At 60.3% G+C, this 22826-nt stretch carries 21 protein-coding genes; 18 read left to right on the plus strand and 3 right to left on the minus strand.

Annotated elements, in window-relative coordinates:
- The 10 genes from CLV97_RS18350 to CLV97_RS09705 all read left to right on the plus strand — a co-directional run.
- The coding region (locus CLV97_RS18350; protein ID WP_211295719.1) for a hypothetical protein at positions 1-279 on the plus strand (279 nt) is incomplete at its 5' end.
- Positions 280-532: 253 nt separating this feature from the next.
- The gene (locus CLV97_RS09670) at positions 533-1522 is read left to right on the plus strand and encodes a beta-ketoacyl-ACP synthase III (RefSeq protein ID WP_106345327.1); all 990 of its coding nucleotides are present in this window, start codon (positions 533-535) and stop codon (positions 1520-1522) included.
- Positions 1512-2756, plus strand: coding sequence for an ATP-grasp domain-containing protein (locus tag CLV97_RS09675; RefSeq protein ID WP_146130459.1), 1245 nt, complete (start codon positions 1512-1514; stop codon positions 2754-2756). The genes CLV97_RS09670 and CLV97_RS09675 overlap by 11 nt, the downstream gene beginning before the upstream one ends.
- Positions 2653-3651, plus strand: a complete 999-nt coding sequence (locus CLV97_RS09680) for an NAD-dependent epimerase/dehydratase family protein (RefSeq protein WP_106345329.1) — start codon at positions 2653-2655, stop codon at positions 3649-3651. Before CLV97_RS09675 ends, CLV97_RS09680 begins: the two co-directional genes overlap by 104 nt.
- On the plus strand, positions 3617-4477 hold the full coding sequence (locus CLV97_RS09685; RefSeq protein WP_106345398.1) for an MBL fold metallo-hydrolase: 861 nt from the start codon (positions 3617-3619) through the stop codon (positions 4475-4477). Before CLV97_RS09680 ends, CLV97_RS09685 begins: the two co-directional genes overlap by 35 nt.
- Entirely contained in the window at positions 4474-5817 is a 1344-nt protein-coding gene (locus tag CLV97_RS09690) for a F390 synthetase-related protein (RefSeq protein ID WP_106345330.1), read from the plus strand. The genes CLV97_RS09685 and CLV97_RS09690 overlap by 4 nt, the downstream gene beginning before the upstream one ends.
- Positions 5818-5890: 73 nt before the next feature.
- Positions 5891-6532, plus strand: coding sequence for an ATP-grasp domain-containing protein (locus CLV97_RS18595; RefSeq protein ID WP_245891457.1), 642 nt, complete (start codon positions 5891-5893; stop codon positions 6530-6532).
- A 30-nt stretch (positions 6533-6562) separates the two neighbouring features.
- Positions 6563-7033: an ATP-grasp domain-containing protein gene (locus CLV97_RS18600; RefSeq protein WP_245891458.1), complete on the plus strand. Its 471-nt coding sequence runs from the start codon at positions 6563-6565 to the stop codon at positions 7031-7033.
- The gene (locus CLV97_RS09700) at positions 7024-8166 is read left to right on the plus strand and encodes a GNAT family N-acetyltransferase (RefSeq protein WP_106345331.1); all 1143 of its coding nucleotides are present in this window, start codon (positions 7024-7026) and stop codon (positions 8164-8166) included. Before CLV97_RS18600 ends, CLV97_RS09700 begins: the two co-directional genes overlap by 10 nt.
- Positions 8163-9215 (plus strand): aromatic ring-hydroxylating oxygenase subunit alpha, encoded by a 1053-nt coding sequence (locus CLV97_RS09705; protein ID WP_106345332.1) that lies wholly within the window; start codon positions 8163-8165, stop codon positions 9213-9215. The genes CLV97_RS09700 and CLV97_RS09705 overlap by 4 nt, the downstream gene beginning before the upstream one ends.
- A gap of 286 nt (positions 9216-9501) precedes the next feature.
- Here the strand turns inward: CLV97_RS09705 and CLV97_RS09710 are convergent, their stop codons facing one another.
- Positions 9502-11259 carry an ABC transporter ATP-binding protein gene (locus tag CLV97_RS09710; protein ID WP_106345333.1) on the minus strand — a complete coding sequence of 586 codons (1758 nt, stop codon included), beginning with the start codon at positions 11257-11259 and terminating at the stop codon, positions 9502-9504.
- Positions 11260-11567: 308 nt separating this feature from the next.
- Between CLV97_RS09710 and CLV97_RS09715 the strand changes: the two genes are divergently transcribed.
- The 3 genes from CLV97_RS09715 to CLV97_RS09725 all read left to right on the plus strand — a co-directional run bounded on the left by CLV97_RS09715 (position 11568) and on the right by CLV97_RS09725 (position 15003).
- Positions 11568-14189, plus strand: coding sequence for a phosphoenolpyruvate synthase (locus CLV97_RS09715; RefSeq protein WP_106345334.1), 2622 nt, complete (start codon positions 11568-11570; stop codon positions 14187-14189).
- On the plus strand, positions 14176-14526 hold the full coding sequence (locus tag CLV97_RS09720) for a hypothetical protein (RefSeq protein ID WP_106345335.1): 351 nt from the start codon (positions 14176-14178) through the stop codon (positions 14524-14526). The genes CLV97_RS09715 and CLV97_RS09720 overlap by 14 nt, the downstream gene beginning before the upstream one ends.
- A 174-nt stretch (positions 14527-14700) precedes the next feature.
- Entirely contained in the window at positions 14701-15003 is a 303-nt protein-coding gene (locus CLV97_RS09725) for a hypothetical protein (protein WP_146130460.1), read from the plus strand.
- A 178-nt stretch (positions 15004-15181) separates the two neighbouring features.
- Here CLV97_RS09725 and CLV97_RS09730 read toward each other — a convergent pair whose 3' ends face one another.
- Positions 15182-16000 (minus strand): ion transporter, encoded by an 819-nt coding sequence (locus CLV97_RS09730; protein ID WP_106345337.1) that lies wholly within the window; start codon positions 15998-16000, stop codon positions 15182-15184.
- 413 nt (positions 16001-16413) lie between these two features.
- On the minus strand, positions 16414-17157 hold the full coding sequence (locus tag CLV97_RS09735; RefSeq protein ID WP_106345338.1) for an ABC transporter permease: 744 nt from the start codon (positions 17155-17157) through the stop codon (positions 16414-16416).
- A gap of 398 nt (positions 17158-17555) precedes the next feature.
- Here CLV97_RS09735 and CLV97_RS09740 point away from each other — a divergent pair, with 398 nt between their 5' ends.
- Genes CLV97_RS09740 through CLV97_RS09760 form a run of 5 tightly spaced genes read left to right on the plus strand, consistent with a single transcriptional unit; the run spans position 17556 to position 22778 of the window.
- Positions 17556-18008, plus strand: a complete 453-nt coding sequence (locus tag CLV97_RS09740; RefSeq protein WP_106345399.1) for an SRPBCC family protein — start codon at positions 17556-17558, stop codon at positions 18006-18008.
- Between the two features lie 26 nt (positions 18009-18034).
- Entirely contained in the window at positions 18035-18574 is a 540-nt protein-coding gene (locus CLV97_RS09745; protein ID WP_425440559.1) for a (2Fe-2S)-binding protein, read from the plus strand.
- 2 nt (positions 18575-18576) lie between these two features.
- On the plus strand, positions 18577-20925 hold the full coding sequence (locus CLV97_RS09750; protein WP_106345339.1) for a xanthine dehydrogenase family protein molybdopterin-binding subunit: 2349 nt from the start codon (positions 18577-18579) through the stop codon (positions 20923-20925).
- Positions 20922-21779: an FAD binding domain-containing protein gene (locus CLV97_RS09755; protein WP_106345340.1), complete on the plus strand. Its 858-nt coding sequence runs from the start codon at positions 20922-20924 to the stop codon at positions 21777-21779. The genes CLV97_RS09750 and CLV97_RS09755 overlap by 4 nt, the downstream gene beginning before the upstream one ends.
- Positions 21780-21821: 42 nt before the next feature.
- Complete coding sequence (locus CLV97_RS09760; protein ID WP_342749791.1) at positions 21822-22778, plus strand: AAA family ATPase; 957 nt, start codon at positions 21822-21824, stop codon at positions 22776-22778.
- Positions 22779-22826 lie beyond the last annotated feature (48 nt).

Below are 22826 nucleotides of genomic sequence, written 5' to 3' on the forward strand. Positions count from 1 at the left end.
AAACATCAAAAAAATGGCCTTGCTCCTCTCGAAGAGAGGAAAAGGCTTTGTGATCCGCCTAATTTACCAAATCTAATTTCCTTTATCTGTTTATTTCCCATAAACATGCAACCCCTGGCGCTTTTCTTGCGAAAAGAGCCAGGGGGTTTGTCATCAATCTCGGCGCTCTCTCTTGGGAGAGCGCTTTTTTTGCGTCCTTCGGATGCACTGAAAAGGTGGCCGGATCACCGGATCGCCTGCTCATCTTCAGTTCAGTGGGCCTGTTTTATTGCATTTTAAAGAGAAAACCATTTCCGTTTATAGTAACATGAGAGAATGAGAGATTTGGGGGAGGGATCGGATGAGACTGGGCAGTTGCCTGTAAAACTCTTAATGGAGTTGAAGGCAAAGGGCCCGATGCGCATGGGCCTTTGAATTCATTTTCCCTTGTTAGATCGGAAAAGAAAAATGTACCGCGGCGGAGATTGTCCGCCGCTTGCCAGCCCTTCAGATTCCTCTCAAGAGAAGAATTCAGAGACAGAGGGAGAGAGAGATGGAGCGAACCATACAGATCGCGAGTACCGGAAAGTATTTGCCGGGGAAGATTGTCTTTTCGGAGGAATTGGATGAGAAGCTGGGGGTGCCGCGGGGGTGGAGCTACGAGCATTCCCGTGTGAGGACCCGGCGGTACGTGACGGAGGAGACGGCGTCGGAGATGGGAGCCCTGGCAGCGGAGGAGGCGCTGCGGAAAGCGGGGCTTTCGATTGAGGACATAGACTGCATTGTATCGGTCAGCGGAACGATGGAGCAGGCGATCCCCTGCAACGCCGCCCTGATTCACCGGCGGCTGACGGGGGGAAGCCGCCCGATTCCCGCCTTTGACATCAACTCCACCTGCCTCGGCTTCATCACGGGGCTGGATCTTATTTCCCACGCGCTCCAGGCGGGGCAGTACCGCCGCGTCCTGCTCGTGGCGAGCGAGATCGCCTCCGTCGGATTGAACCGGGAGCACAAGAAAAGCTGTGTCCTGTTCGGCGACGGGGCGGCGGCGGCGGTCGTGCAGAAGGGCGATGCCGAAGGTCCCTCCCGGATCCTGGCGTCGGATATGGAAACCTACAGCCAGGGAACCGACTACATTCAGATCCGGGGCGGAGGCACCAAGCATCATCCCCGCACCAACCCGCCGGCCGAGTACTTTTTGTTCGAGATGAACGGAGCGGCGGTGTACCGCCTGGTCGCCCGCCATCTTCCCTCCTTTGTGGACCGATTGCTGGACCGGGCGGGCGTCGGGATGGAAGACATCGATCTGGTGATCCCCCACCAGGCCAGCGGGATCGCCATGGAGCTGCTGCGGAAAAAGCTGGGCATCCCGGAGGAAAAGTTTCTGTCCATCCTGGAAGACCACGGCAACACCATCGCGGCGTCCCTCCCGATGGCCCTGCATGAAGCCGTCCAACGGGGACGCCTGCACCGGGGCTCCCTCGTGATGATGCTGGGGACATCGGCGGGCGCCTCCCTCGGGGGTGTCGTGTTTGTCTACTGAGCCCACGGTTCTTTTGACCGGCGGCCGGGCGCCGGTGGCGCTCCACCTGGCGCGGCTGTTCAGGAAAGCCGGGTTTCGGGTGCTTTCGGCGGAGAGCATGAAATACCCGCTGCTCTCCTTTTCCAACGCCGTGGATCGCTGTTTTTCCCTGCCGGGCCCCGCCGCCGATGAGGCCGGCTTTGTGGAGGGGCTTGCGTCCCTGATCCGGGAGCAGGGTGTGGACTGGTTGATTCCCACCTGCGAGGAAACCTTCTATATCGCCAAATATCGCGGGGAATTGGAGACCGGTTGCCGGGTGCTCACGGACGACCTGGACACCTTGGCCCGGCTTCACCACAAAGGGGTCTTTATCGAGGAGCTCAAGCGGGCGGGGGAGCTCGTTCCGAAAACCGCGTTGGTTTGCGACCTCTCGGATTGGCGGCGCGCCGTGGAGGAGATTCCCTTTCCCGCCGTGCTTAAGCCGGCTTATTCCCGGTTTGCCACGCAGGTGCATTTTTTGGAGGAGCCGGCGGCGGAGCCGCCCGTTTCCCTCGATCGGCCCTGGGTGCTTCAGGAGCGGATCCCGGGGCCCCAGCTTTCCACCTATGCGGTGGCGCACCGGGGGCGGTTGACGGCCTACAGCTGTTACCGGAGGGTATTCAGAGTGGGGACCGGTTCGTCGATCACGTTTCGGCACGAAGCGGAGCCGCTTTTGTACCGATGGACGGAGCGCCTGGTGAAGCGGTATCGTTACACCGGGCAGATCGCCTTTGATTTCATTCGATCGGACGAGGATGGAAAGTATTATCCCCTGGAATGCAATCCCCGCGCCACCAGCGGGATTCATCTGTTTACGGACGCATCCCTGGTGAAGGCCATGGTGGGAAGTCCCTCCGACGTTGCGTTTCCCGACCCCGGCACGAAAGCGATGCTGGGAATCCCGGTGCTGCTGTACGGGCGGAGGCAGGGGAAACTCCGTGAGTGGCTGAATACCCTCGCCACATATCGGGATGTGATCTTTGACCGGAGGGATCCGCTGCCTTCACTGGGACAGGGGATTTCCCTGCTTTCTCTGTGCATGACGTCCCTCCGGCGGAGGATTCCGCTGCTGGAGCTGACCACACACGACATCGAATGGGAAGGAGAAGAGCATGACAAGGGCACTGATCACCGGAGGAACGGGATTTCTCGGACAAGCCTTGGCCCGGCGCCTGAGGCAGTCGGGACGGGAGGTGACCGTTTTCGGCCGGAATGAGGCCGTCGGTGCGGAGCTGGAACGGGAGGGGATCCGCTTTGTGCGGGGCAGACTGCAGGACCCGGAGTCGGTGATGGCGGCCTGCGAGGGGCAGGAGGTGGTGTTTCACTGCGGCGCTCTCTCTTCTCCCTGGGGACGCTACCGGGATTTTTACGAGAGCAACGTGATCGGGACGAAACATGTAATCGAGGCGTGCTTCAAACACCGCGTACGCCGCCTGGTTCACGTATCCACCCCGTCCCTCCTCTTCCGCTACAATGAAGGGTTGGACGTTTCGGAGGAGGCTCCTTTGCCGAAGCGGTTCGCCAACCATTACGCCAAGACCAAATTCCTGGCGGAACAGCTGGCGGACCGGGCCTTCCGGGATGGTCTGCCCGTGATCACCATCCGTCCCCGCGCCCTGTTCGGTCCGGGGGATACCACCATCATCCCCCGGTTGATCGAGGCCAACCGCCGGCGGTTCATTCCCCTGATGAAGGAGGGGAAGGTGTGGGTGGACCTGACATATGTCGAAAACGCCGTCGACGCCCTGCTGCTCTGCGAGACGGCTCCGGAGTCCTGCCTGGGGCGGAAATATCACATCACCAACGGGGAACCGGTGCTGCTGATCGACGTGTTGCGCCGGTTGTTTGAAAAGCTGGGCCTGCCCCTGCGCGCCAAGCCGGTCTCCTATCGCACGGCCTTTTATGCGGCCTGGGCGATGGAAGGGATCGCCCGGTGCATTCCCCGGATGAAGGAGCCGCCCTTCACCCGCTATACCGTCAGCGTGCTGGGGAAAAGTCAGACTCTCAACATCGATCGGGCGCGCCGGGAATTGGGATACGCTCCCCGCATCAGCGTCGACGAAGGAGTGGATCGGTATGTCGAGTGGTACCGAAATCAAGGTGAAATCTAGGCTGTTCCGCACCGGCTACTGCCGGCAACTCGAAAAGATGGCCCGGAGGGACGCCCCTCTTCGCCGGGCATCCTTTTATTCGCTGGCCGCGCTGATCCGGCATCCCGAAGAGGGGCTCATCCTGTTTGATACCGGCTATTCCACCCATTTCTTCAGGGAGACATCCCGCCTCCCCTATTTGCTTTACCGATGGACCGTTCCGGTGGTTTTCCGGAAAGAGGAGGCGCTGGTGGAGCAATTGAAGGCCCTGGGGATTTCCCCGGAGGAGATCCGGTATATCTTCCTGTCCCATTTTCACGGAGACCACATCGGAGGCGTCCGGGACTTTCCAGAGGCGTCGATTCTCTGTTCCCGCGAAGCCTATGACCATATCCGGGGAAAGCGGGGGATGCGGGCGGTGCGGAACGGTTTTGTGCCCGGATTGCTGCCCCCGGACTTTGCCGAGCGGGTTCAGTTTATTGAAGACAAGGAGCGTTTCCCCTTTCGGGACCGCTACGGCGTGTTCGATCCGGTGTTCGACTGTTTCGGGGACGGATCACTCCTCGCCGTCCGCCTGTCGGGACACGCCCCGGGCCAGTACGGCCTCTTCTTCGTCGATGAGGATCAGGGTCCCATCCTGCTGTGTGCCGACGCCACCTGGTCGATGGCGGCGGTCCGCCGGCAAGTGGAGCCCCATCCCCTCACCTTCGCCGTGATGGGAGGGCGGCGGGAATTTCGCCGCAGTTTTCGTCAGCTGACGGAGTTTCACCGGTTGAACCCGTCGGTGCGCATCCTTCCCTCCCATTGTCCCGAAGCGGCGGCGTTGGCGGAGGAGGTGGAAGGATGAACCTGTTCCGTCTGGGGTTGGCTTACATCCGGGCCAAGCGGGCGATGGCGATCCGCTCCCGCCGGAAGCTGGAGGAGCGCCAGCTGCGCCTGCTCAGGCGTCACTTCCGGTTTGTCCTGGAGCACTCGCCCTTTTACCGCCGCCGCTTTCAGGAGGCGATGAAGGGGTGGGACAGTCCGGAGCTGACCTGGGAGCGGCTGCAGACGCTGCCCCTGATGGACAAGGAGACGATGATGTCCCATTTCGATGAGCTGAACACCGCCGGCATCCGAAAGGAGGAAGCGTTTCGCCTCGCATGGCGGGCGGAGGAGACGCGGGATTTCACCCCCCAGATCGGCGACGTGACGGTCGGCCTCTCCTCGGGCACTTCCAACAACCGCGGATTGTTTTTGGTCAGCAAGGAAGAGCGGGAGAGGTGGGCCGGCACCGTGCTCGCCAAGCTGTTGCCAGGAGGTGTCACGCGCCGGGAGAGCGTGGCCTTCTTCCTCCGGGCCAACAGCAATCTGTACACCTCCGTCCGACAGCGGCGGCTCACCTTTGCCTACTACGATCTGCTGGAGGATCTCTCCGCCCATGTGGAGCGGCTGAACCGGCAACGGCCCACCATCCTGGTGGCGCCCCCGGCCGTGTTGTCCTTCCTGAGCGAGGAGAAGGAGCGGGGGCGGCTGAACATCGCTCCGGTCAAGGTGATCTCCGTCGCCGACGTCCTGGATGACCGGGACCGACAAAAGATCGAAGAGCAATTCGGGAAGCCGGTTCATCAGATCTATCAGTGTACGGAGGGGTTTTTGGCCGCCACGTGTTCCCACGGTACCCTTCACCTCAACGAGGATATCGTCCATATCGAGCGGGAGTGGATCGACCGGGAAAGCGGCCGCTTTGTCCCGATCATCACGGACTTTTGCCGAAGGACCCAGCCCATCATCCGCTACCGCTTGAATGATATCCTGGTGCTGTCCGACAAGCCGTGCCCCTGCGGATCGGCGATGACCGCCATCGACCGGGTGGAGGGGCGCTGTGACGATATCCTTTACCTGAAAGATGCGGGCAACGGGCAATACCGTGCGGTGTTTCCCGATTTCATCCGGCGCGCGATGTGGCAGGCGGGGGATGAAATTCTTCACTATCAGGTGGTTCAACAGGCTCCGGACCGAATCGTCGTCGCCTTTGAAGAGCGGAGCGGTATGGACCGCCGGCGGATGGAGGAGGCGATCCGGTCCGCCTTTGCCCAGCTGTTTCGGCGGCTGAAGGTCGAGGCGGCGACGATCCGATTTGCGCCGTACCGGCACCCGCCTGCGGACAGGAAGCTGCGGCGGGTGAAGCGGATCTGGTCGCCGTGACGGAGCGCTTTGGCAGGATCTGGAGGAAAAAGCCCTTTACGGTGAGCGAGGACGACGTTTGCGGAGGGATGGCATGAGAGTGCTGATTACCGGTTCCCGATCCTATGCCGCCCTGGAGATGGCCCGCCGATTCAAGGAAGCCGGGTGGGACGTCTATGCGGCGGACAGCGTGAGGTTTCCCGTCTGCCGGGGATCCGGGGCGGTGACCCAATCCTTTCTGCTGCCGTCGCCGCGGAGGGACTTGCGCGGATTTGTCGACGGTCTCATCCGGATCATCCAGCGGTATCGCATCGATCTTTTGATGCCCAGCAGCGAGGAGATTTTCTATATCGCCAGCCGTTTGGGCCCACTTCGGAACCATTGCCGGGTTTATTGCGACGCTCTGGAAAAGCTGGTCCGACTTCACAACAAATGGGAGTTTTCCAGACTTGCCGCGGGGTGCCGGGTGCAGACGCCCGCGACGATCCTCCTCACATCGCAGGAAGATGTGGAGCGTCTTGAAGGTTCCGAAAAGCGGTATGTGCTGAAGCCGGTGTATGGCCGCTTTGCCGCCCGCAACCGGTTCGGGTCCGGGGATTTCCGCGATGTCCGACCGGACAAGGACGACCTCTGGATCGCCCAGGAGTACGTGCAGGGCGCGGAATACTGCAGCTATCACCTGGCGGTGGAGGGCGAGATCCGGGCCCATGCCTGCTATCGGCCGGTTTACCGCTAGGGTAGGGCCTCCGGATACTATTTTCAGCCGGTGGAGAAGCCGGCCATCGCCCGGTTTGCGGAGGAGATCGCGCGGAAGCTGCGATTCACCGGCCATCTGGCCTTTGACTTCATCGAGACGTCCTCGGGGGCTATGTACGTGTTGGAGTGCAATCCCCGCGCCACCAGCGGGATTCACCTGCTGGCGCCGGGGGAGCTGACGGGGCCCTTTTCGTCGGGGTGGCGGGGCGCCCCGCGCCGCGACGGGAGGCCCAAAATGATCGGCTACGCGATGCTCCTGAGGCCTTTCGACCGCGGCACCCGGGGATTTCGCCGCTGGGCGGCGGATTTTGCGAGGGCGGAGGATGTGCTGTTCGATCCGCGGGATCCCTGGGTGCCCCTCTATCATTTGATCAGCCTCCTGGAAACCGTCCGCGTCAGCTTATCCCGGGGCGTCGGTTTCAAGGAGGCGGCCACAGCCGACATCGAGTGGGATGGTGAGGAAATCGAGCCATGCGGATAGAAAGATTCGGTCGAGACCATCCGGGCCTGCAGAAATTGTCGCATCACCCGCAGTGGAAGATGGAAACCGCCTATGCGCTGCCGCTCATCCGGGAAGGATCCTCCGCCTACGTCAGCAATGCGAAAACCGATGTTCAACTGCTGCAGGCGGGCGGCCATCTCCTGCCGATCACCGTCAATGATGCGGAGTACGACAATTCCTATGTGTGTTCGCCCTACTCCACCTATATCCGCTATGCGCAGGAGGAGCTCTATCTGCTTCAGTCCCGCCTCCTGCGAAAACTCCTCGGCGCCGCGCTCGACGGGATTGCGCCCCTGTTGAAAAAGGCCCGAATCGATCAAAACGTCCACCTGAACAATTGGCTTTTGTCCACCAACTTGTACGAACCGATGGAGCGGGAGGTGCTTCGGGAACTGACCCGCCGCCTCACCGGTGAGTTTCCCGGGCACGCCCTGATTTTTCGCTCCTTGAACCGTGTGACCAATGGGGACATGATGGGGGAACTGCACCGTCTGGGCTATATCCTGGTGCCCAGCCGGCAGGTGTATTTTTTTGACGGCCGGGCGCCCGATTACCTGCGGAAGAAGAACAATGTGTGGGATCGCAAGCTGTTGGAGAAAGCCCCCTATGACCTCGTCGAACACGACGCGATCCGACCGGAGGACTATCCGAGGATCAAGGAGCTGTACGATCTGCTCTACATCGAAAAGTACTCCCCCATCAATCCGCAGTTTACGACGGCGTACATCGAAAACGCCCACAAGCAAAAGCTGATCCGCATGCGGGGCCTTCGGGACGGCAACGGGGTTTTGCAGGGGGTTGTCGGCTGCTTTATCCGGGGAGGCGTCATGACGGTACCCATCGTCGGCTACAATACGGCGCTTCCGCAACGGACCGGCCTGTACCGGATGCTGATGTCCATGGTGTTGCAGGAAGCGGCGGAGCGAAACATGCTCCTTCATTTAAGCTCCGGAGCCGCCCACTTCAAGCGGCTCCGCGGCGGGAAGCCCGCCATCGAGTACAGCGCCGTCTATCTCCGGCATCTGCCTGTCGGCAGAAGGATCGTCTGGGAGCTGTTGAGCTTTCTGCTGAACCGGGTGGGGGTTCCGATCATGAGGAGGTACCGGCTATGAGAGATCACTACGTACACATGAAGGAAGTGCTGAAGCGCTACTGGCTCGTGGCTTGCCGGGAAAGCGAGCTGGGCCGCAAGCCCGTGGGGGTGACCGTGCTCGATGAACCCGTCGTCCTCTTTCGGACCGGGCAAGGAATCCACGCGCTGCGGGACGTTTGTCCCCATCGCAGGGTGCCGCTGTCGAAGGGGTGGGTGAAGGAAGAGGCAATCGTGTGCCCCTATCATGGATGGGAATTCAGCGGGGAAGGCGTCTGTCGGCGCGTGCCGGGATTAATGGATGATGATCGCTGCAAAAAGCAGATCCGGGTGACGGCTCTGCCGGTCCGGGTGCGGGACGGCTTTGTCTGGATCAAACTGCGGGAGGAGCCCGGTGGAAACGAGGAGGCCGGAGGGAGCGGAACCAAGGAACCCTTTGATCTCTCCTTCCTGCGGGACCCTTCCCTCTATTCCTTCATCTGGAAGGTGGAAGTGAAGGGAAATCTGGTCAACGCCTTCGAAAACCTGCTGGACGGAACCCACACCCATTTTGTCCATGCCGGTCTCATCCGGACCGATTCCAACCGGCAGCAGGTCAGCGCCAAACTGACCGCCCACCGCGATCACGTGGAAATCGAATACAGCGGGGAATCGAAGCAGGCCGGCTTAATCTCCCAATTGCTGGAGCGGGACCGTCAGACGAGCTACGGCCGGTTTTTCATGCCGGGGATCGCCCAGATCGAATACCGGTCCCGCAAGGGGTTGAGCATGCTCATCACGGCGGTGGCCCGCCCCGTCTCCGAAGCCGTCCAGGATGTGTATGCCATCATCACCGTCAAACGGGGGATCGTTCCCAATTTCATCAAGAGGCTGGTCATCGCTCCCTTTTTCAAAACGGCCCTGAAACAGGACCTCCGCATCGTCGAATTGCAGCAGAACTGGATCGAACGATGCGGGGAAGGAAGGCTTGTATCCACCGAGGCGGACCTGATGCGCCCGTTTATCGAACAGCTGACCAAGGGCCGCTACTACGAAAAGCCCTTGGAGCGGGAGGTGCAGCTTCTGTTGTGACGGGCGGCGTGGGGAACCCTGTTCGACGCGGAAAACCGCTTCAGGGCTATTTCCCGTTTGTGACGGAAACGCCGCCTGGAATCGTCCCGCACCTCCCGACAAAGGGGGATTTTCCGCATCAGGACGTGAGACGTTCGGGAAACCGCTTTCCCGGAGGCGATTATAAAAAGTTTGTCACCCTCTCCCCGACGGGAAGGGTGTTTTTGATGAATCGGTCGTCGTTTGTAAATTGTGACCCGAACGGGCGAAGGGGAGGGGGCGATCACAGCCTCCCTCCCCTTCGCCGTCACGGGGTGCGGGCGGTTTGCAGCTGCTGCTTGGCCAGCCGCCGGTACAGGTCGTGGGTGGCCATCAATTCCTCGTGGGCTCCTCTGCCGGTGATCCGTCCCTCCTCGAGGACGAGGATCTGATCGGCTTCCACCACCGTGGACAGGCGATGGGCGATGATCAGGGTGGTTCGGCCCTTCATCAGGTTTTTCAGCGCCTGCTGGACGTACATCTCCGATTCGCTGTCCAGATTGGAGGTGGCTTCATCCAACAGAAGGATCCGGGGGTTTCGGAGAAAGGCCCTGGCGATCGCAATCCGCTGCCTCTGCCCTCCGGACAGCTTGATCCCCCTCTCTCCCACCTCGGTTTCGTACCCCGCGGGGAGTCTTTCGATAAATTCGGAGGCGTTGGCCAATTGAGCGGCCCTCCGGATTTCGTCCTCTCCCGCCTCTCTGCTCAAGCCGTAACAGATGTTTTCCCGAATCGTTCCCGACATGATCGGACTCTCCTGGGAGACGTAGCCGATCGACCGGCGCCAGGCGGTCAGATCCAGTTTGTCGATGGGCAGCGGGCCCAGCCGGATCTGGCCCGCGTCGGGGGTGTAGAACCGTTCAATCAGCGAAAAGATGGTGGTTTTGCCGCCGCCGCTCGGCCCCACGATGGCGACGGTTTCCCCCGGCTTGACGGTGAAATCGATCTCCCGGAGAATCGGTTTTCCCTCCTCATAGGAAAAGCTGACCCGGTCGAAGACCAGTTCCTGATCGAGGGGCAGGGTTTCCATGCCCTTTTTATCCGCTTCCGGCGAACGGACGAGCAGCTGCTGGATTCTTTCGGTGGCCCCCATCGCTTTCTGGAAGGCGGTGAAGAAGGAGGCCAGCTGCGTAAAGGGAACGATGATCTGAAACATGTAGAGGATGATGGCGATCAGGGAGCCGGTCGTCAGCGTTCCGGAAGCCACCCGGACGCCGCCGTAGCCGATCAGGATCACCAGGACCAGCATCATGACCGTGGTCATCAGCGGGGAGATGATGGCCATCACCTTGGCTTCCTTCAGCCCGAAGGAGAAAAGCCTCCGGATGCTCTCTTTTCCGCGGCGCTTTTCGATGTCCTCCGCGTTGTGGGATTTGACCAGGCGGATATCCCCCAGCACCCGGCCCAGATTGGCGTTGAGGAAGGCCATTTCATCCTGGGTGCGCCTGGAGATCCGGTACATGACCCGGCCGAGGGGCATGATCACCAGGAGCGACAGGGGCACGGCGGTAAACAGGATCAGGGTCATTTGCCAGTCCATGATGAACAGGATGACGACGGATCCCAGGACGGTGATGATGCTGGACAGGGAGGAGATGATGTGTTGGGAGATCAGCGCCTTCACCGTGTTGGTGTCCTGGGTGATGCGGCTCATCGTCTCTCCGGACTGGTGCTTGTCGAAATAGGGGATGGGAAGGCTCAGGATGTGGTCCCAGAGATGTTCCCGGATGTTCCGGACAAACCCTTCCCCGATGTAGGCCATCAAGTAGTGGGACAAGCCTCCGGATACCGTCTGCAATAAAAAGGCGGCTACAAGCCACAGCACCGGCAGGAGGCTCCATCCGGACGCGGTGATCGCGTCGACGAGCTGTTTGGTCAGGAGGGGGACGATCAAGCCCGAGGCCGCTTCGATCAGACTGAAGAGGATCCCGACGGCGAAGATTCCCTTGGCGGGTTTGCCGAGGCGAAGCAGCTTGAGAAAGGAGGAGAACGGTTTCCCGGGTTGCTGCCGATCGCGTTCTTGCATGGACACGTTCCTTTCTGGGGAGGATGACAACATTTCGGGAGGTGCCGCGGAGGCACAAGCGGCGGGATGACGGCATTAAAGCTTTTCCCGGCCCCCCGCCCGCCGGTGTTTTCCGGATGAAAGTCCAATTTTAATTATAGTACACTTGCCGTTTCCCGTCCCTTTCACCAATAAAAAGTGAGTACTCACTTTACTGCCAAGAGAATTCGTATTACAATGGATTTGGAATGACCACTCCTCGATCACCGCTCAGCAAAGCTCCGCTCTTCATTGTCCGCCGAATTCCTTTTGAAAAGGGTGATTCCTTCATGAAACCCCGCGTGTTGTTTTTTGAAGAAGTGGACCGCTCCAGTCTGCCCGATGTCGGGGGAAAGGGGGCCAACTTGGGGGAACTGGCCAAGGCGGGCTTTCCCGTCCCGGAAGGCTTTTGCGTGACCACTTCCGCCTATCGGGAATTTGTCGCCGCCAGTTCCGAAATGGACGGGCTTCTGGACGAACTGGGCGCCCTGGATCCGGAGGATGTGGAGGGGATGCGGGCGCTGGGCGAGCGGATCCGCACCCATCTGCTGGAGCTGGAGATCCCCGAATCCCTTCAGCGGGAAATTACGGACGCCTGGAAACGGGCCGGTGAAGCGCATGCCTACGCCGTCCGTTCCAGCGCGACGGCGGAGGATTTGCCGACCGCTTCCTTCGCCGGACAGCAGGACACCTATCTGAACGTGAAGGGTCGGGAGGAGCTGCTTCGACACATCCGAAAATGCTGGGCTTCGTTGTTTACGGACCGCGCGATCGCGTATCGGATGAAAAACGGCTATGACCACCGGCAGGTGTATTTGTCCGTCGTGGTGCAAAGGATGGTGAACCCGGAGGTTTCCGGCATCCTCTTCACCGCCGATCCGCTGACCGGAAACCGGCGGGTCGTCACCATCGACGCCAGTTTCGGGCTGGGGGAAGCGATCGTTTCCGGAAAGGTGTCGGCGGATCTGTACAAGGTGAAGGAGGGAAACATCCTTCAGAAAAAGATCTCGGAGAAAAAAATCGTCATCCGCTCCCTGCCGGAGGGGGGGACGGTCACCGAAGACGTGCCGCCGGAGGAAAGGAACCGGCCGGCTCTCGCCGACGATCAGATCCTGCGCCTGGCGGAGCTGGGCAAGCGCATCGAAAAGCATTTCGGCGCGCCGCAGGACATCGAGTTTTGCGTGGAACGGGGACAGATTTATGTCGTGCAAAGCCGTCCGATCACGTCCCTGTATCCCCTGCCCGCCGACCTGCCGCAGGAACCCCTCAGCGTCCTGATGTCCTTCGGCCACTTCCAGATGATGACCGATGCCATGAAGCCGCTGGCCCTTTCCATCTTTCGCACCGTTTTTCCGAAAACGTTCCTGTATGAAGCGGGAGGGCGCCTGTTTGTCAACCCGACGGCGGTGCTTCGCACCCGACCGGGCCGCAAGCTGTTTCCCAAAGCATTAAAAAACGTGTTTGATGAATCCATCAGCCAGGCTGTCGAAGAGGTGATCCGGCGCCCCGAATTTCACCGCGTTCCCCCGCCGCCGGGGACCGGTCGGTTTTTTCGCAGGCACGTGCTTCCCATCGCGAAGACTCTGTGGAAAAACCTCTGGAAAAACGATCCGAAGACGGTGAGAGCGAACGTGGAGCGTTTCATCCGGGAAAAACGGGAGGAGGTCCGCGCAGCCCTGCAGGGGGTGAGCGGCCCCCGCCGCCTGGAGGAAGTCCGGCGGCAGGTTCGTCTTCTGCCCAGGGAAGTGGTGCCCAATTTGTTTCCCTACGTGCTCAGCTATCCGGTTTCCTTCCTGCTGCTCAGGCGGCTCCTGGGGGACGTGGACGAACTAAATCAGCTGAACAAATCCCTTCCCGGCAACGTCACCAGCGAGATGGGGCTTGCGATCGGCGATCTGGCCGACCTGCTCCGGGAACTGCCGGAGGTGGAGGCGTACCTGAAGCGGGCGGAGGATGAGACATTTTTCGAAGGTTTGACGGAAGTGGAGGGCGGAAAGCGGTTTAAAGAGGCTTTCGAGGACTTTCTCGACAAATACGGTCACCGCTGTCCGGGGGAAATCGACCTGACCCGGCCCCGTTGGCGCGAGGCGCCCACCCTGCTGGTTTCCGCCATTTTGGGACACATGCGCAGCGTGAAGCCGGGGGAGCACCGGCGGCGGTTTGAGGAGGGCGAGCGGGAGGCCCGGGAGGCGGCGGAACGAATCCTGGACCGCGTGGGGCGTCGCGGCTTCCGCGCCCGGCGGGTTCAGCGGTTGATGGTGGTGTACCGCGAGATGGGCGGGCTTCGGGAGCATCCCAAGTACCTGATCACTGCCGTGTTGGATGAGTGCCGGAAGGCGATTTTGGCCGAGGCGGAGCAACTGACGAAAAAGGGGGTTTTCAAGGAGCCCGAAGACGCCTTTTTCCTGACCCTGGATGAGTTGATCCGGCTGACCAAAGGGGAGTCCGACCGGGAGGTTTCCGCGTTGATCGAGGAGCGGAAAGAGCAATATGCATGGCACCAAACCCTGAAACCCCCCAAGGTGATGACCAGTGAAGGGGAGATCGTGACCGGCACCCCCCGCCGGGGCGAATATCCCGAGGGGGCGCTGGTGGGGATGCCCGCTTCCGCCGGCGTGGCGGAAGGGAAGGCCCGGGTCATCCTGAGCCCGGAGCGGGCGTCGCTTTCGGAAGGGGAGATCCTGGTCGCCCCCCACACCGATCCCGGCTGGACCCCCTTGTTTCAATCGGCCAGGGCCTTGGTGACCGAAGTGGGCGGGCTGATGACCCACGGCTCCGTGGTGGCGCGGGAATACGGAATTCCCGCCGTGGTGGGGGTGGACGATGCCACCCGGAAAATCCGGGACGGACAGCGCATCCGGGTGGACGGAAACCGGGGATATGTGGAGATTGTGAAGGATGCCGATAAGTAAACAGGCCCGCCCGGGTGCTCACGGGGATCTTGCCGGGGGCGGCGGCGAACCGATGATGAAAGTCGTCGTGGCAACCATTTTGCCGCTGGTCGTGGAGCTGGGGGATTCCCCTCTGTTCCGTTTTCGGCGGATATCGGCTCATGTCCACGATGACGATCCCGCTCTTCGGTATGTGAAGCGGTCATCTCAAGCGAATACCCCTAGTCGTCCAGCCCATGACGCATTTATGGCGAGGGCTGCATCCCTCCAGCCGGCCTCAATGATTCGCCGGTCGGGAGTTTGGCTGGCCAGCTTCATCGCCGCACCTTTGGCGAAACGATTTCGCCGGGATTATTGATGTGTTGCTCTTTGCCGGCATGGCGGGGTTTCGCTTTGTATCGTGAGGTGCTCCGGGCTTGAAGATGGCCATCGGGGTCGCGACGGCCTGCAGTGCGGCGTGAAACATCAACGTCCATGCGGTGCGTCGGAAGACCGCTCCCCCGGATGTGCCGGGGGAGTGTATAAACCCCGGATGATGACTCGCCCGGGCATGTCCTCGGGAGCGATGGAGGGTGGGCTGAAGGAACTGTCACCTGTTGAAGAACGATGCATTCCTGGAAGGATTCGCCCGGGAGATGGCGGCGGCCCTGGCAGAAATCTTCGGGCTGAAAAAGAATCCGGATCCGCCCCCGGGGCCACCCGGAACTATAACCTCTTTTACGTCGACGGCAAACAGATCGGTTTCTTTACCGATAAAGGGATTGTGATGGATCTGGTCAAGGAAAACATCGGGAAGTACAAGGACAAGATCGTGATGGAGCGGTTTAGCATGTAGGCAGTAAAATTGGATTCGGGGCCAAGATCAGAGACCAATGGCACAAAAAAGCCGGGCGGGGATGTTCCCTGCCTGGCTTTCTTTATTGGCATGTAGGGGAAAATCATGTGTAATCAAACGCTCTTATCATAATATGCAGGATCAGCCTCACACCTTTGTCTATACTTTAGTCTAATTGTCATTCTTTAGCCTGGTGAATCAGTTTTTTTAACTCAGCGATCTCTAAACGCAATAGATGAACTTCTCGGTACAGATCATCTACCTTCGTATCTTCTATGTTTTCTACTTTATTGACAATAATTCCCACAAACAAATTTAAAATGACAAAGGTACCCATCATGATAAATAACACAAAATAGATCCAAGCCCATGGTACCTTCTCCAGTAAGGGCCGCATAATGTCACTCGCCCAAGCCTCCAGCGTAACCATTTGAAAGAGAGTGAGGAAAGATTGATGGAGCGAACCAAAATACTCTGGAGAAGCGTTAGCAAATAGAATTGTACCCGTTACAGCAAATATGTAAAAGAATAATCCGAGTAATAACGAAATATTGCCTAAGGTTGGGATCGTCAAGATGAGAGCTTCTACTAAGCGGCGTAACGAAGGAATGGTAGAGATTGCTCTTAGAACGCGGATAATACGTAAGACTCGAAACACAGTCATAAAATGAGCACTGACAAAGACATATCCACTAACCACTAGAAAGAAGTCAAAGACGTTCCAGGGGTCCTGAAAGAACCGATAAAACGGCTTTTCCGACAAGAGGCGGAGTCCCAATTCGATTGTAAATACAGCGAGTATACATTGGTCCATTATATAAAACAACGTATGATGTTTATTTGCTATTTGAGGATAGGTCTCTAAGCCAACAAGAATGGCGTTAAGCAAAATCATCACGATGACGGTATTTGAGAAGAGAGGATGCCTAACAATTTTTTTAATCCAATATCTACTCCACCATCTCACACGTTGTTTTTCCACTTGCAGTTCTGACATCCCACAGTTTCCTTTCTTACTGAAATTCTAAGTATATAGGTTCCTTCGCTTTTTCCTTTAAGAATTTTCGACGTTTTCACGGCATTAGCCCCGGGGATTCCTAAGTTCTTTGGGGTGCTCACGTTGTTTTCCTTTTTCACCAACAGACGAGTGATTCTCCGCTGGTCGATTTTCTGCACATATGCGGGGGGACGGAAGGGGATCAGTCAACTGGAAGGTCATCCGAAACGCGATGGGTTCGGACCGTGTGAAACGGGCCCTTCAAAAATCTTTCCCGTTCATTTTAATATTACCACACCCTCGCCGTTCAGGGGGGATATTTCTGGCGAGCAACCGCTGCCGTATATCCGTTGTAAAATCCCGACCTTCAGCCGCGAGGGGCTGACCGTCGGGATTTGATTTTCCCGCAGCGATTAGAACATCGATGTTTTAAACAAGCGCGTGTAACTGAGAAAGCTGACCGTCAAGGCGGAGGTCACCGAAGAGGCCATCAAGCTGAGCAGGATCACGATTTGATACTTGACGGCGATGATCGGGGAGGTGCCGGCGATGATCATGCCCGTCATCATTCCGGGCAGGTGAACCACGCCGATGGTTTTGAAGGAGTCGATGCTGGGAATCAGGGCGGCTTTCACCGTCGTTTCGATCAGGTCTTGGCTGGCCTGGCGGATCGTGGCGCCGAGGGCCAGCTTCCCCATGACCTGATCTTTTGTTTGCTGGAATTCCCGGAAAAGCCGTTCGAAGGAGAGCCCGGCGATGACCATCACGTTTCCGATGATCATCCCGCTCATCGGCAGAATGTACTGCGCCTGGAAGGGAACGACGCCGAAGAGCAGCCAAACGGAGAGGGAGACGGCCTGGCCCAGAAAAATGGAAACGAAGGCGATCGCGAAGGGTTTTTTGAGCCACTTGCCGCGCTTGGATGCGGTGCGGGAGGCGATGGTGATGATCAAAAGCAGCAGTCCCGCCAAAAGCCATCCCGTTTCGATGGAAAAGATCCAGGCGATCAGGTAGCCCATCGCAAGAAGCTGTGCCGATCCCCGAAGGGTGGACCACAGGATGTCTTTTTCCAGGCCGAGGTGCTGACGGTAGGAGATGAACAGCGGTATGATCACGACGGTCGCTGTCAACATGAGCACAGTCAAATCGATATTCATGGCAACCCTTCCGTTTAGTGGAGTGGATGCGTGATGGAACGGCGACGTTCAACGTCATTTTTCTTGTTCCCCTTTTTTTTGACGGGCAGTCAGGGGCAGCGAAAAGGAGTAAGACCTTCATGTCTCCGCTTCTCCTGAAGACCCGGAAGGGGCGATTCGTCCAAGGCGCCGATCCGGTCGGCTTCGGCGAAGTAGAGGGGATCTCAGTGTTCGAGGGATTGTACCAAAACGAAACACCGAAACAATTTTCGGAACAGTTTGTGAAACAGCCGCGAGAGGCGGTTTCCCGGCAGAATGGCGGGAGGACGGATTGGTACACATTTTGCATGGATAACTGGGTGCAACACGATGAGGCTTCAAAGGCTTTTTTTCATCCGTTGGCGCGAGGGGGGGATGATTTGAAGCTGGAGTTTCGGCACACCTTTTCAGCTCCGCGGGAAGTGGTCTGGTCGTCTCTTCAGGATGAGCAGGTATTGCGGCGCTCCCTGCCGGGTTGCCGGAAGCTGGAGGGAGTGTCGGAAGGCGCGTATGACGCGGAACTGGGGCTGAACGTGGGGCCCGTCAAGGGCGTGTTTACAGGGGAGGTAAAGCTGTCCGAGCTGAAGGAGCCGGAATCCTACCGCCTCACCATGAGCGGTAAGGGAAAACCCGGCGAGATCCGGGGAGACGCCCGGATTCGCCTCGAAGAAGCGGAGCGTGGGACGCTTCTCGTCTGCGACGCGGAAGCTCAGGTGACGGGCGTGTTGGCGTCCGTCGGACAGCGGATCATGGCCAGCGTGGCCAAGCTGATCCTCGGACAGTTCTTCAAGGCGGTGGAAAAGGAAATTCAACGACACCCGGTGGACAGGTAGCCAAAGTCTTTTGGGAGGTGGGCTTTTTGGAAACCGGCAAGGTGAACGTGACCATCACGGTCAACGGCGTCCGGAGGAGCGCGGAAGTGGAGCCCCGGATGTTGTTGGCCCACTTTCTCAGAGATCAGCTGGGCCTCGTCGGCACCCACATCGGCTGCGACACCAGCCAGTGCGGGGCCTGCACGGTCCTGTTGAACGGGGAGGCGGTCAAATCCTGCACCGTCCTCGCGGTTCAGGCCGACGGCTCAGAGGTGACCACGGTGGAAGGGCTGGGCGACCTGGAGAACCTGCATCCCGTTCAGGAGGGATTCTGGGAAAAGCACGGACTGCAGTGCGGATTCTGTACGCCGGGGGTCATGATGACGGCGGTGGAGCTCTTGAAGCAAAACCCCAACCCGACGGAGCAGGAGATCCGGGAAGGGTTGGAAGGGGTGATCTGCCGCTGCACCGGTTACCAGAATATCGTCCGCGCCGTGCAATATGCGGCCGCGCGCCTGGCCGAGGAGGAAGGGCGGCGGGAAGCGGCCGCTGCCGGCAGTGACGGCGGAACAGAGGGGGGACGCTGACGATGCCGAATGTGTTTGGCACTCCGCTCAAACGGCGGGAGGATCCCCGCCTGATCACCGGACAGGGGAATTTCACCGACGACATCCAACTGCCGGGCATGGTGTACATGGCGGTTCTGCGCAGTCCCCACGCCCACGCCCGCATCAAGCGGATTGACGTTTCCGCTGCCCGCCGGGCGCCCGGGGTGGTGGCCGTCTACACCGGCAAGGATCTGGAAGGGAAGATGGGCACCATTCCCACGGCGTGGTTGGTGCCGGACTCCGACATCAAAACGCCTCCTCACCACGCCTTGGCCGTCGACAAGGTGCGTTACGTGGGGGACGGCGTCGCCCTGGTGGTGGCGGAGGACCGCTATACCGCCCGGGACGCCCTGGAGCTGATCGAGGTGGAATACGAGGAGCTTCCGGCGGTGGTCGACCAGGAGGAGGCGATGAAGGAGGGAGCGCCGCAGCTTCACGAGGACGTGCCGAACAATATCGCCTTCCGCTGGAAGGCGGGAGAGGTGCCCGACGAGGTCTTCGAAAACGCGGAGGTGGTGATCCGGAAGCGCTTCCGCCAGCAGCGCCTGATCCCCAACCCGATGGAGACCCGGGCGGCGGTGGCCAAGTATAACCCCTCCACCGGGGAGATGACCATCTGGTGCACCTCCCAGAACCCGCACATTCACCGGTTCATCCTCTCCGGCGTGTTGGGGATTCCCGAGTCGAAGCTGCAGGTGGTGGCACCCGACGTGGGGGGCGGTTTCGGCTGCAAGATTCCCGTCTACCCCGACGAGGCCCTGGCCGGTTACGTGGCCCGGGATCTGCGCCGCCCGGTGAAGTGGACGGAGGAGCGGCGGGAGAATTTCATGGCCACCACCCACGGCCGGGACATGATCCTCGACGTGGAGCTGGCCGGCAGGCGGGACGGGACCCTGACCGCGCTCCGGATCAGAAACACGGCGAACATGGGGGCGTATTTGTCGACGGCGGCGCCGGGGGTTCCGACCATTTTGCACGGACTGATCGTTCAGGGGCCCTACAAGATTTCCCAGGTGGGGGTGGAAGTGATCGGGGTGATGACCAACACCACCCCGACGGACGCCTACCGCGGGGCCGGTCGGCCGGAAGCCACCTATCAGATCGAGCGGATGGTCGATCTGTTCGCCGACGAGATCGGCATGGATCCGGTGGAGGTGCGGCGGAAAAATCTGATCCGGGCGGAGGAGTTCCCCTATGACAACGCCCTGGGACTCCAGTACGACTCCGGAAACTATCACCGGGCGCTGGACAAGGCGCTGGAGATGATCGACTACGATGCGTTCCGCAAGGAGCAGGAGGAAGCGCGCAAACAGGGGCGCTACCTGGGAATCGGCTTCTCCACCTATGTGGAGATCTGCGGGCTGGGCCCCTCGAAGGTGGCCGGCGCCGTCGGCTTCCAGGGGGGGCTTTGGGAAAGCGCCACGGTCCGCGTCCATCCCTCGGGCAAAGTCTCCGTCTTCACCGGCGCGTCCCCCCACGGACAAGGGGAGGAGACCACCTTCGCCCAGATCGTGTCCCAGAAGCTCGGCGTTCCCTTTGAAGACGTGGAAATCATTCACGGGGACACCAACCGGATCTCCATGGGCTGGGGCACCTACGGATCCCGGACCACGCCGGTGGCCGGCAGCGCCATCGCCATCGCCTGCGACCGGGTCCTGGAAAAGGCGAAAAAAATCGCCTCCCACGCCCTGGAGGCCTCCGAAGCCGATCTGGAATTCGAAGGGGGCGCGTTCCAGGTGAAGGGGGTTCCGGACAGAAAGATCAGCTTCCAGGACGTCACCCTTAAGGCCTATCTCGCCTGGGACCTGCCGGAGGGTGTGGAGCCCGCCCTGGAAGCTCAGGCCTTCTACGATCCCAGCAATTTCGTCTATCCCTTCGGCACCCACATCTGCGTGGTGGAAGTGGACGGAGAGACCGGCGAGGTGGAGCTGAAGCGGTATGTGGCCGTCGACGACCCCGGACCGGTGATCAACCCGGTCGTCGCCGAGGGGCAGGTCCACGGCGGAATCGTGCAGGGGATCGGACAGGCGCTCTGGGAAGGAGCGGTTTATGACGAACAGGGGCAGTTGATCTCCGGAACCTTCATGGATTATGCCATGCCGAAGGCCCGTTTCTTCCCCAACTTCGAGACGGCGTTTACCGAGACGCCCTCTCCCGTCAACCCTCTCGGGGTGAAGGGAATCGGGGAAACGGGAACCATCGCCTCCACCCCCGCCGTGGTGAACGCGGTGGTGGACGCCCTGAAACCCTTTGGCGTGAAGGATTTGGATATGCCCCTGACGCCGGAGAAGGTGTGGAAAGCGATGCAGAAGGGGAGGGGAGACGCGTGATTCCCAGCACCTTTGAATACGCGCGGGCCGGTTCGGTGGAAGAAGCCCTCAGGCTGCTCAAGGAGGCGGACGGGGAGGGGAAGCTCCTGGCCGGAGGGCACAGCCTCCTGCCCATGATGAAGATTCGGCTGACATCCCCCGGGAAGCTGATCGACATCGGCCAGATCCGGGAGCTCCGGGGGATTCGCAGGGAAGGAGACCGCCTGGTGGTCGGAGCCCTCACCACCCACCGCCAAGTGGCCGGCGATCCCCTCGTTCGGGAGCACCTTGCCGTCCTGGCCGAGGCGGCGTCTCAGATCGGGGATCTTCAGGTGCGCAACAGGGGGACCGTGGGAGGGAATCTGGCCCACGCCGACCCCGCCTCCGACCTGCCGGCGGTCGCCGTCGCCCTGGAGGCGGAATTGGAGGTGCAGAGCCCGGACGGGAAGCAAACCTTCGGCGCCGACGGGTTCTTCCTCGGCCCGCTGGTTACGGCCCTTCCCGAAGACGGCCTCCTGACGTCGGTCTCCTTCTCCATCCCGCCGGAAGGAGTGAAAAGCACCTATGTGAAATACCCCCATCCTGCTTCGGGATACGCCGTGGTGGGCGTTGCGGCCGCACTGGGCACCGGGGCGGACGGGACGGTGAACTATGCCCGGATCGGCATCACCGGCGCCTCCGACACGGCTTACCGGGCGGAGGCGGCGGAGCAGGCCCTGCTGGGGAAAAAGCCGACGGAGGAGGCGATCCGCGAGGCGGCCGCCCGGGCGGCGGAAGGCAGGGAGATGAACGGGGATCTGTTTGCCTCGAGCGACTACCGCCGCCATCTGGTTCAGGTGTATACCGCGCGGGCGCTGCGAAAGCTGCTGGGCTAGCCGTTCGGTTTTGACCGCAACGCAAGAGGGCCGAAAGGTCGGGTGCGGGCACGTCGTGCCGGTCCCGGCCTTTTCTTTCCCTGTATTGTCCAAAGGGGGTGCCGGAACATACTGGATCGCATTCAGTCCATCGAGAAGGCTTTTCGCGAGCAGGGGTACATCGCCGACCGTCCCCTGGTGACCGCCCTTCATCTGGTGAGCACCCTCGGTAAACCCTTGCTGGTGGAAGGTCCGGCCGGGGTGGGAAAGACGGAAATCGCCAAGGTGTTGGCCGCGGTGCTCGACACCCGGCTGGTGAGGCTGCAGTGTTACGAGGGACTGGATGTGCACACGGCTTTGTACGAGTGGAACTATCCGAAACAGATGCTGCACATCCGCCTCACGGAAAACAGCGGCGCGACGGTCGAAGAGAGGGAAAAGGAGATTTTCAGCCCCTCCTTTTTGCTCCGCAGGCCCCTTCTGGAGGCCATCTCCGACGAGGAGGCGTCACCGGTCCTTCTGATCGACGAGGTGGACCGGGCGGACGAGGAATTTGAGGCGTTTCTGCTGGAGATTCTCGGGGAGTTTCAGGTGACCATTCCGGAATTGGGGACGATTCGGGCCGAGCACAAGCCCTATGTGGTCCTCACCTCCAACCGGACCCGCGAATTGAGCGATGCCCTGCGCCGCCGCTGCCTCTACCTGTGGATCCCCTACCCCGACCCGGAGAAGGAAGTCCGGATATTGGAGGCGAGACTTCCGGGAATCCGGCGGAGGCTGGCGGAACAAATCGCCCGCGTGATGGCCCGGATTCGGACGATGGCCCTCCACAAGGTGCCCGGAGTCGCCGAAAGCCTGGATTGGGCCCAGGCGCTGATGGCCTTGCACCGGGGGGAGCTGGACAGGGATTCCATCCGGGAAACCCTCGGTTGTCTCGTGAAGGATCAGGAAGATTGGGAGGCCCTCGAGGGGGAGCTGGAAAAGGGGAACCTGCTTCGGGACGCCGGAACGGGGACATGAGGAGGGCGTCGCCGGTGCCGTGAGGGTCTATCGAAAGGAGCGTCCGTC

This window comes from Planifilum fimeticola (assembly GCF_003001905.1).
GTDB lineage: Bacteria > Bacillota > Bacilli > Thermoactinomycetales > DSM-44946 > Planifilum > Planifilum fimeticola.

Coding starts and splice junctions, on each gene's coding strand:
- CLV97_RS09690 (WP_106345330.1), top strand. CDS start 4,474: ATGAACCTGTTCCGTCTGGGGTTGGCTTACATCCGGGCCAAGCGGGCG.
- CLV97_RS09735 (WP_106345338.1), bottom strand. CDS start 17,157: ATGAATATCGATTTGACTGTGCTCATGTTGACAGCGACCGTCGTGATC.
- CLV97_RS09725 (WP_146130460.1), top strand. CDS start 14,701: ATGATGACTCGCCCGGGCATGTCCTCGGGAGCGATGGAGGGTGGGCTG.
- CLV97_RS09670 (WP_106345327.1), top strand. CDS start 533: ATGGAGCGAACCATACAGATCGCGAGTACCGGAAAGTATTTGCCGGGG.
- CLV97_RS09710 (WP_106345333.1), bottom strand. CDS start 11,259: ATGCAAGAACGCGATCGGCAGCAACCCGGGAAACCGTTCTCCTCCTTT.
- CLV97_RS09715 (WP_106345334.1), top strand. CDS start 11,568: ATGAAACCCCGCGTGTTGTTTTTTGAAGAAGTGGACCGCTCCAGTCTG.
- CLV97_RS09705 (WP_106345332.1), top strand. CDS start 8,163: ATGAGAGATCACTACGTACACATGAAGGAAGTGCTGAAGCGCTACTGG.
- CLV97_RS09700 (WP_106345331.1), top strand. CDS start 7,024: ATGCGGATAGAAAGATTCGGTCGAGACCATCCGGGCCTGCAGAAATTG.
- CLV97_RS09720 (WP_106345335.1), top strand. CDS start 14,176: ATGCCGATAAGTAAACAGGCCCGCCCGGGTGCTCACGGGGATCTTGCC.
- CLV97_RS09730 (WP_106345337.1), bottom strand. CDS start 16,000: ATGTCAGAACTGCAAGTGGAAAAACAACGTGTGAGATGGTGGAGTAGA.
- CLV97_RS09685 (WP_106345398.1), top strand. CDS start 3,617: ATGTCGAGTGGTACCGAAATCAAGGTGAAATCTAGGCTGTTCCGCACC.
- CLV97_RS09750 (WP_106345339.1), top strand. CDS start 18,577: ATGCCGAATGTGTTTGGCACTCCGCTCAAACGGCGGGAGGATCCCCGC.
- CLV97_RS09680 (WP_106345329.1), top strand. CDS start 2,653: ATGACAAGGGCACTGATCACCGGAGGAACGGGATTTCTCGGACAAGCC.
- CLV97_RS18595 (WP_245891457.1), top strand. CDS start 5,891: ATGAGAGTGCTGATTACCGGTTCCCGATCCTATGCCGCCCTGGAGATG.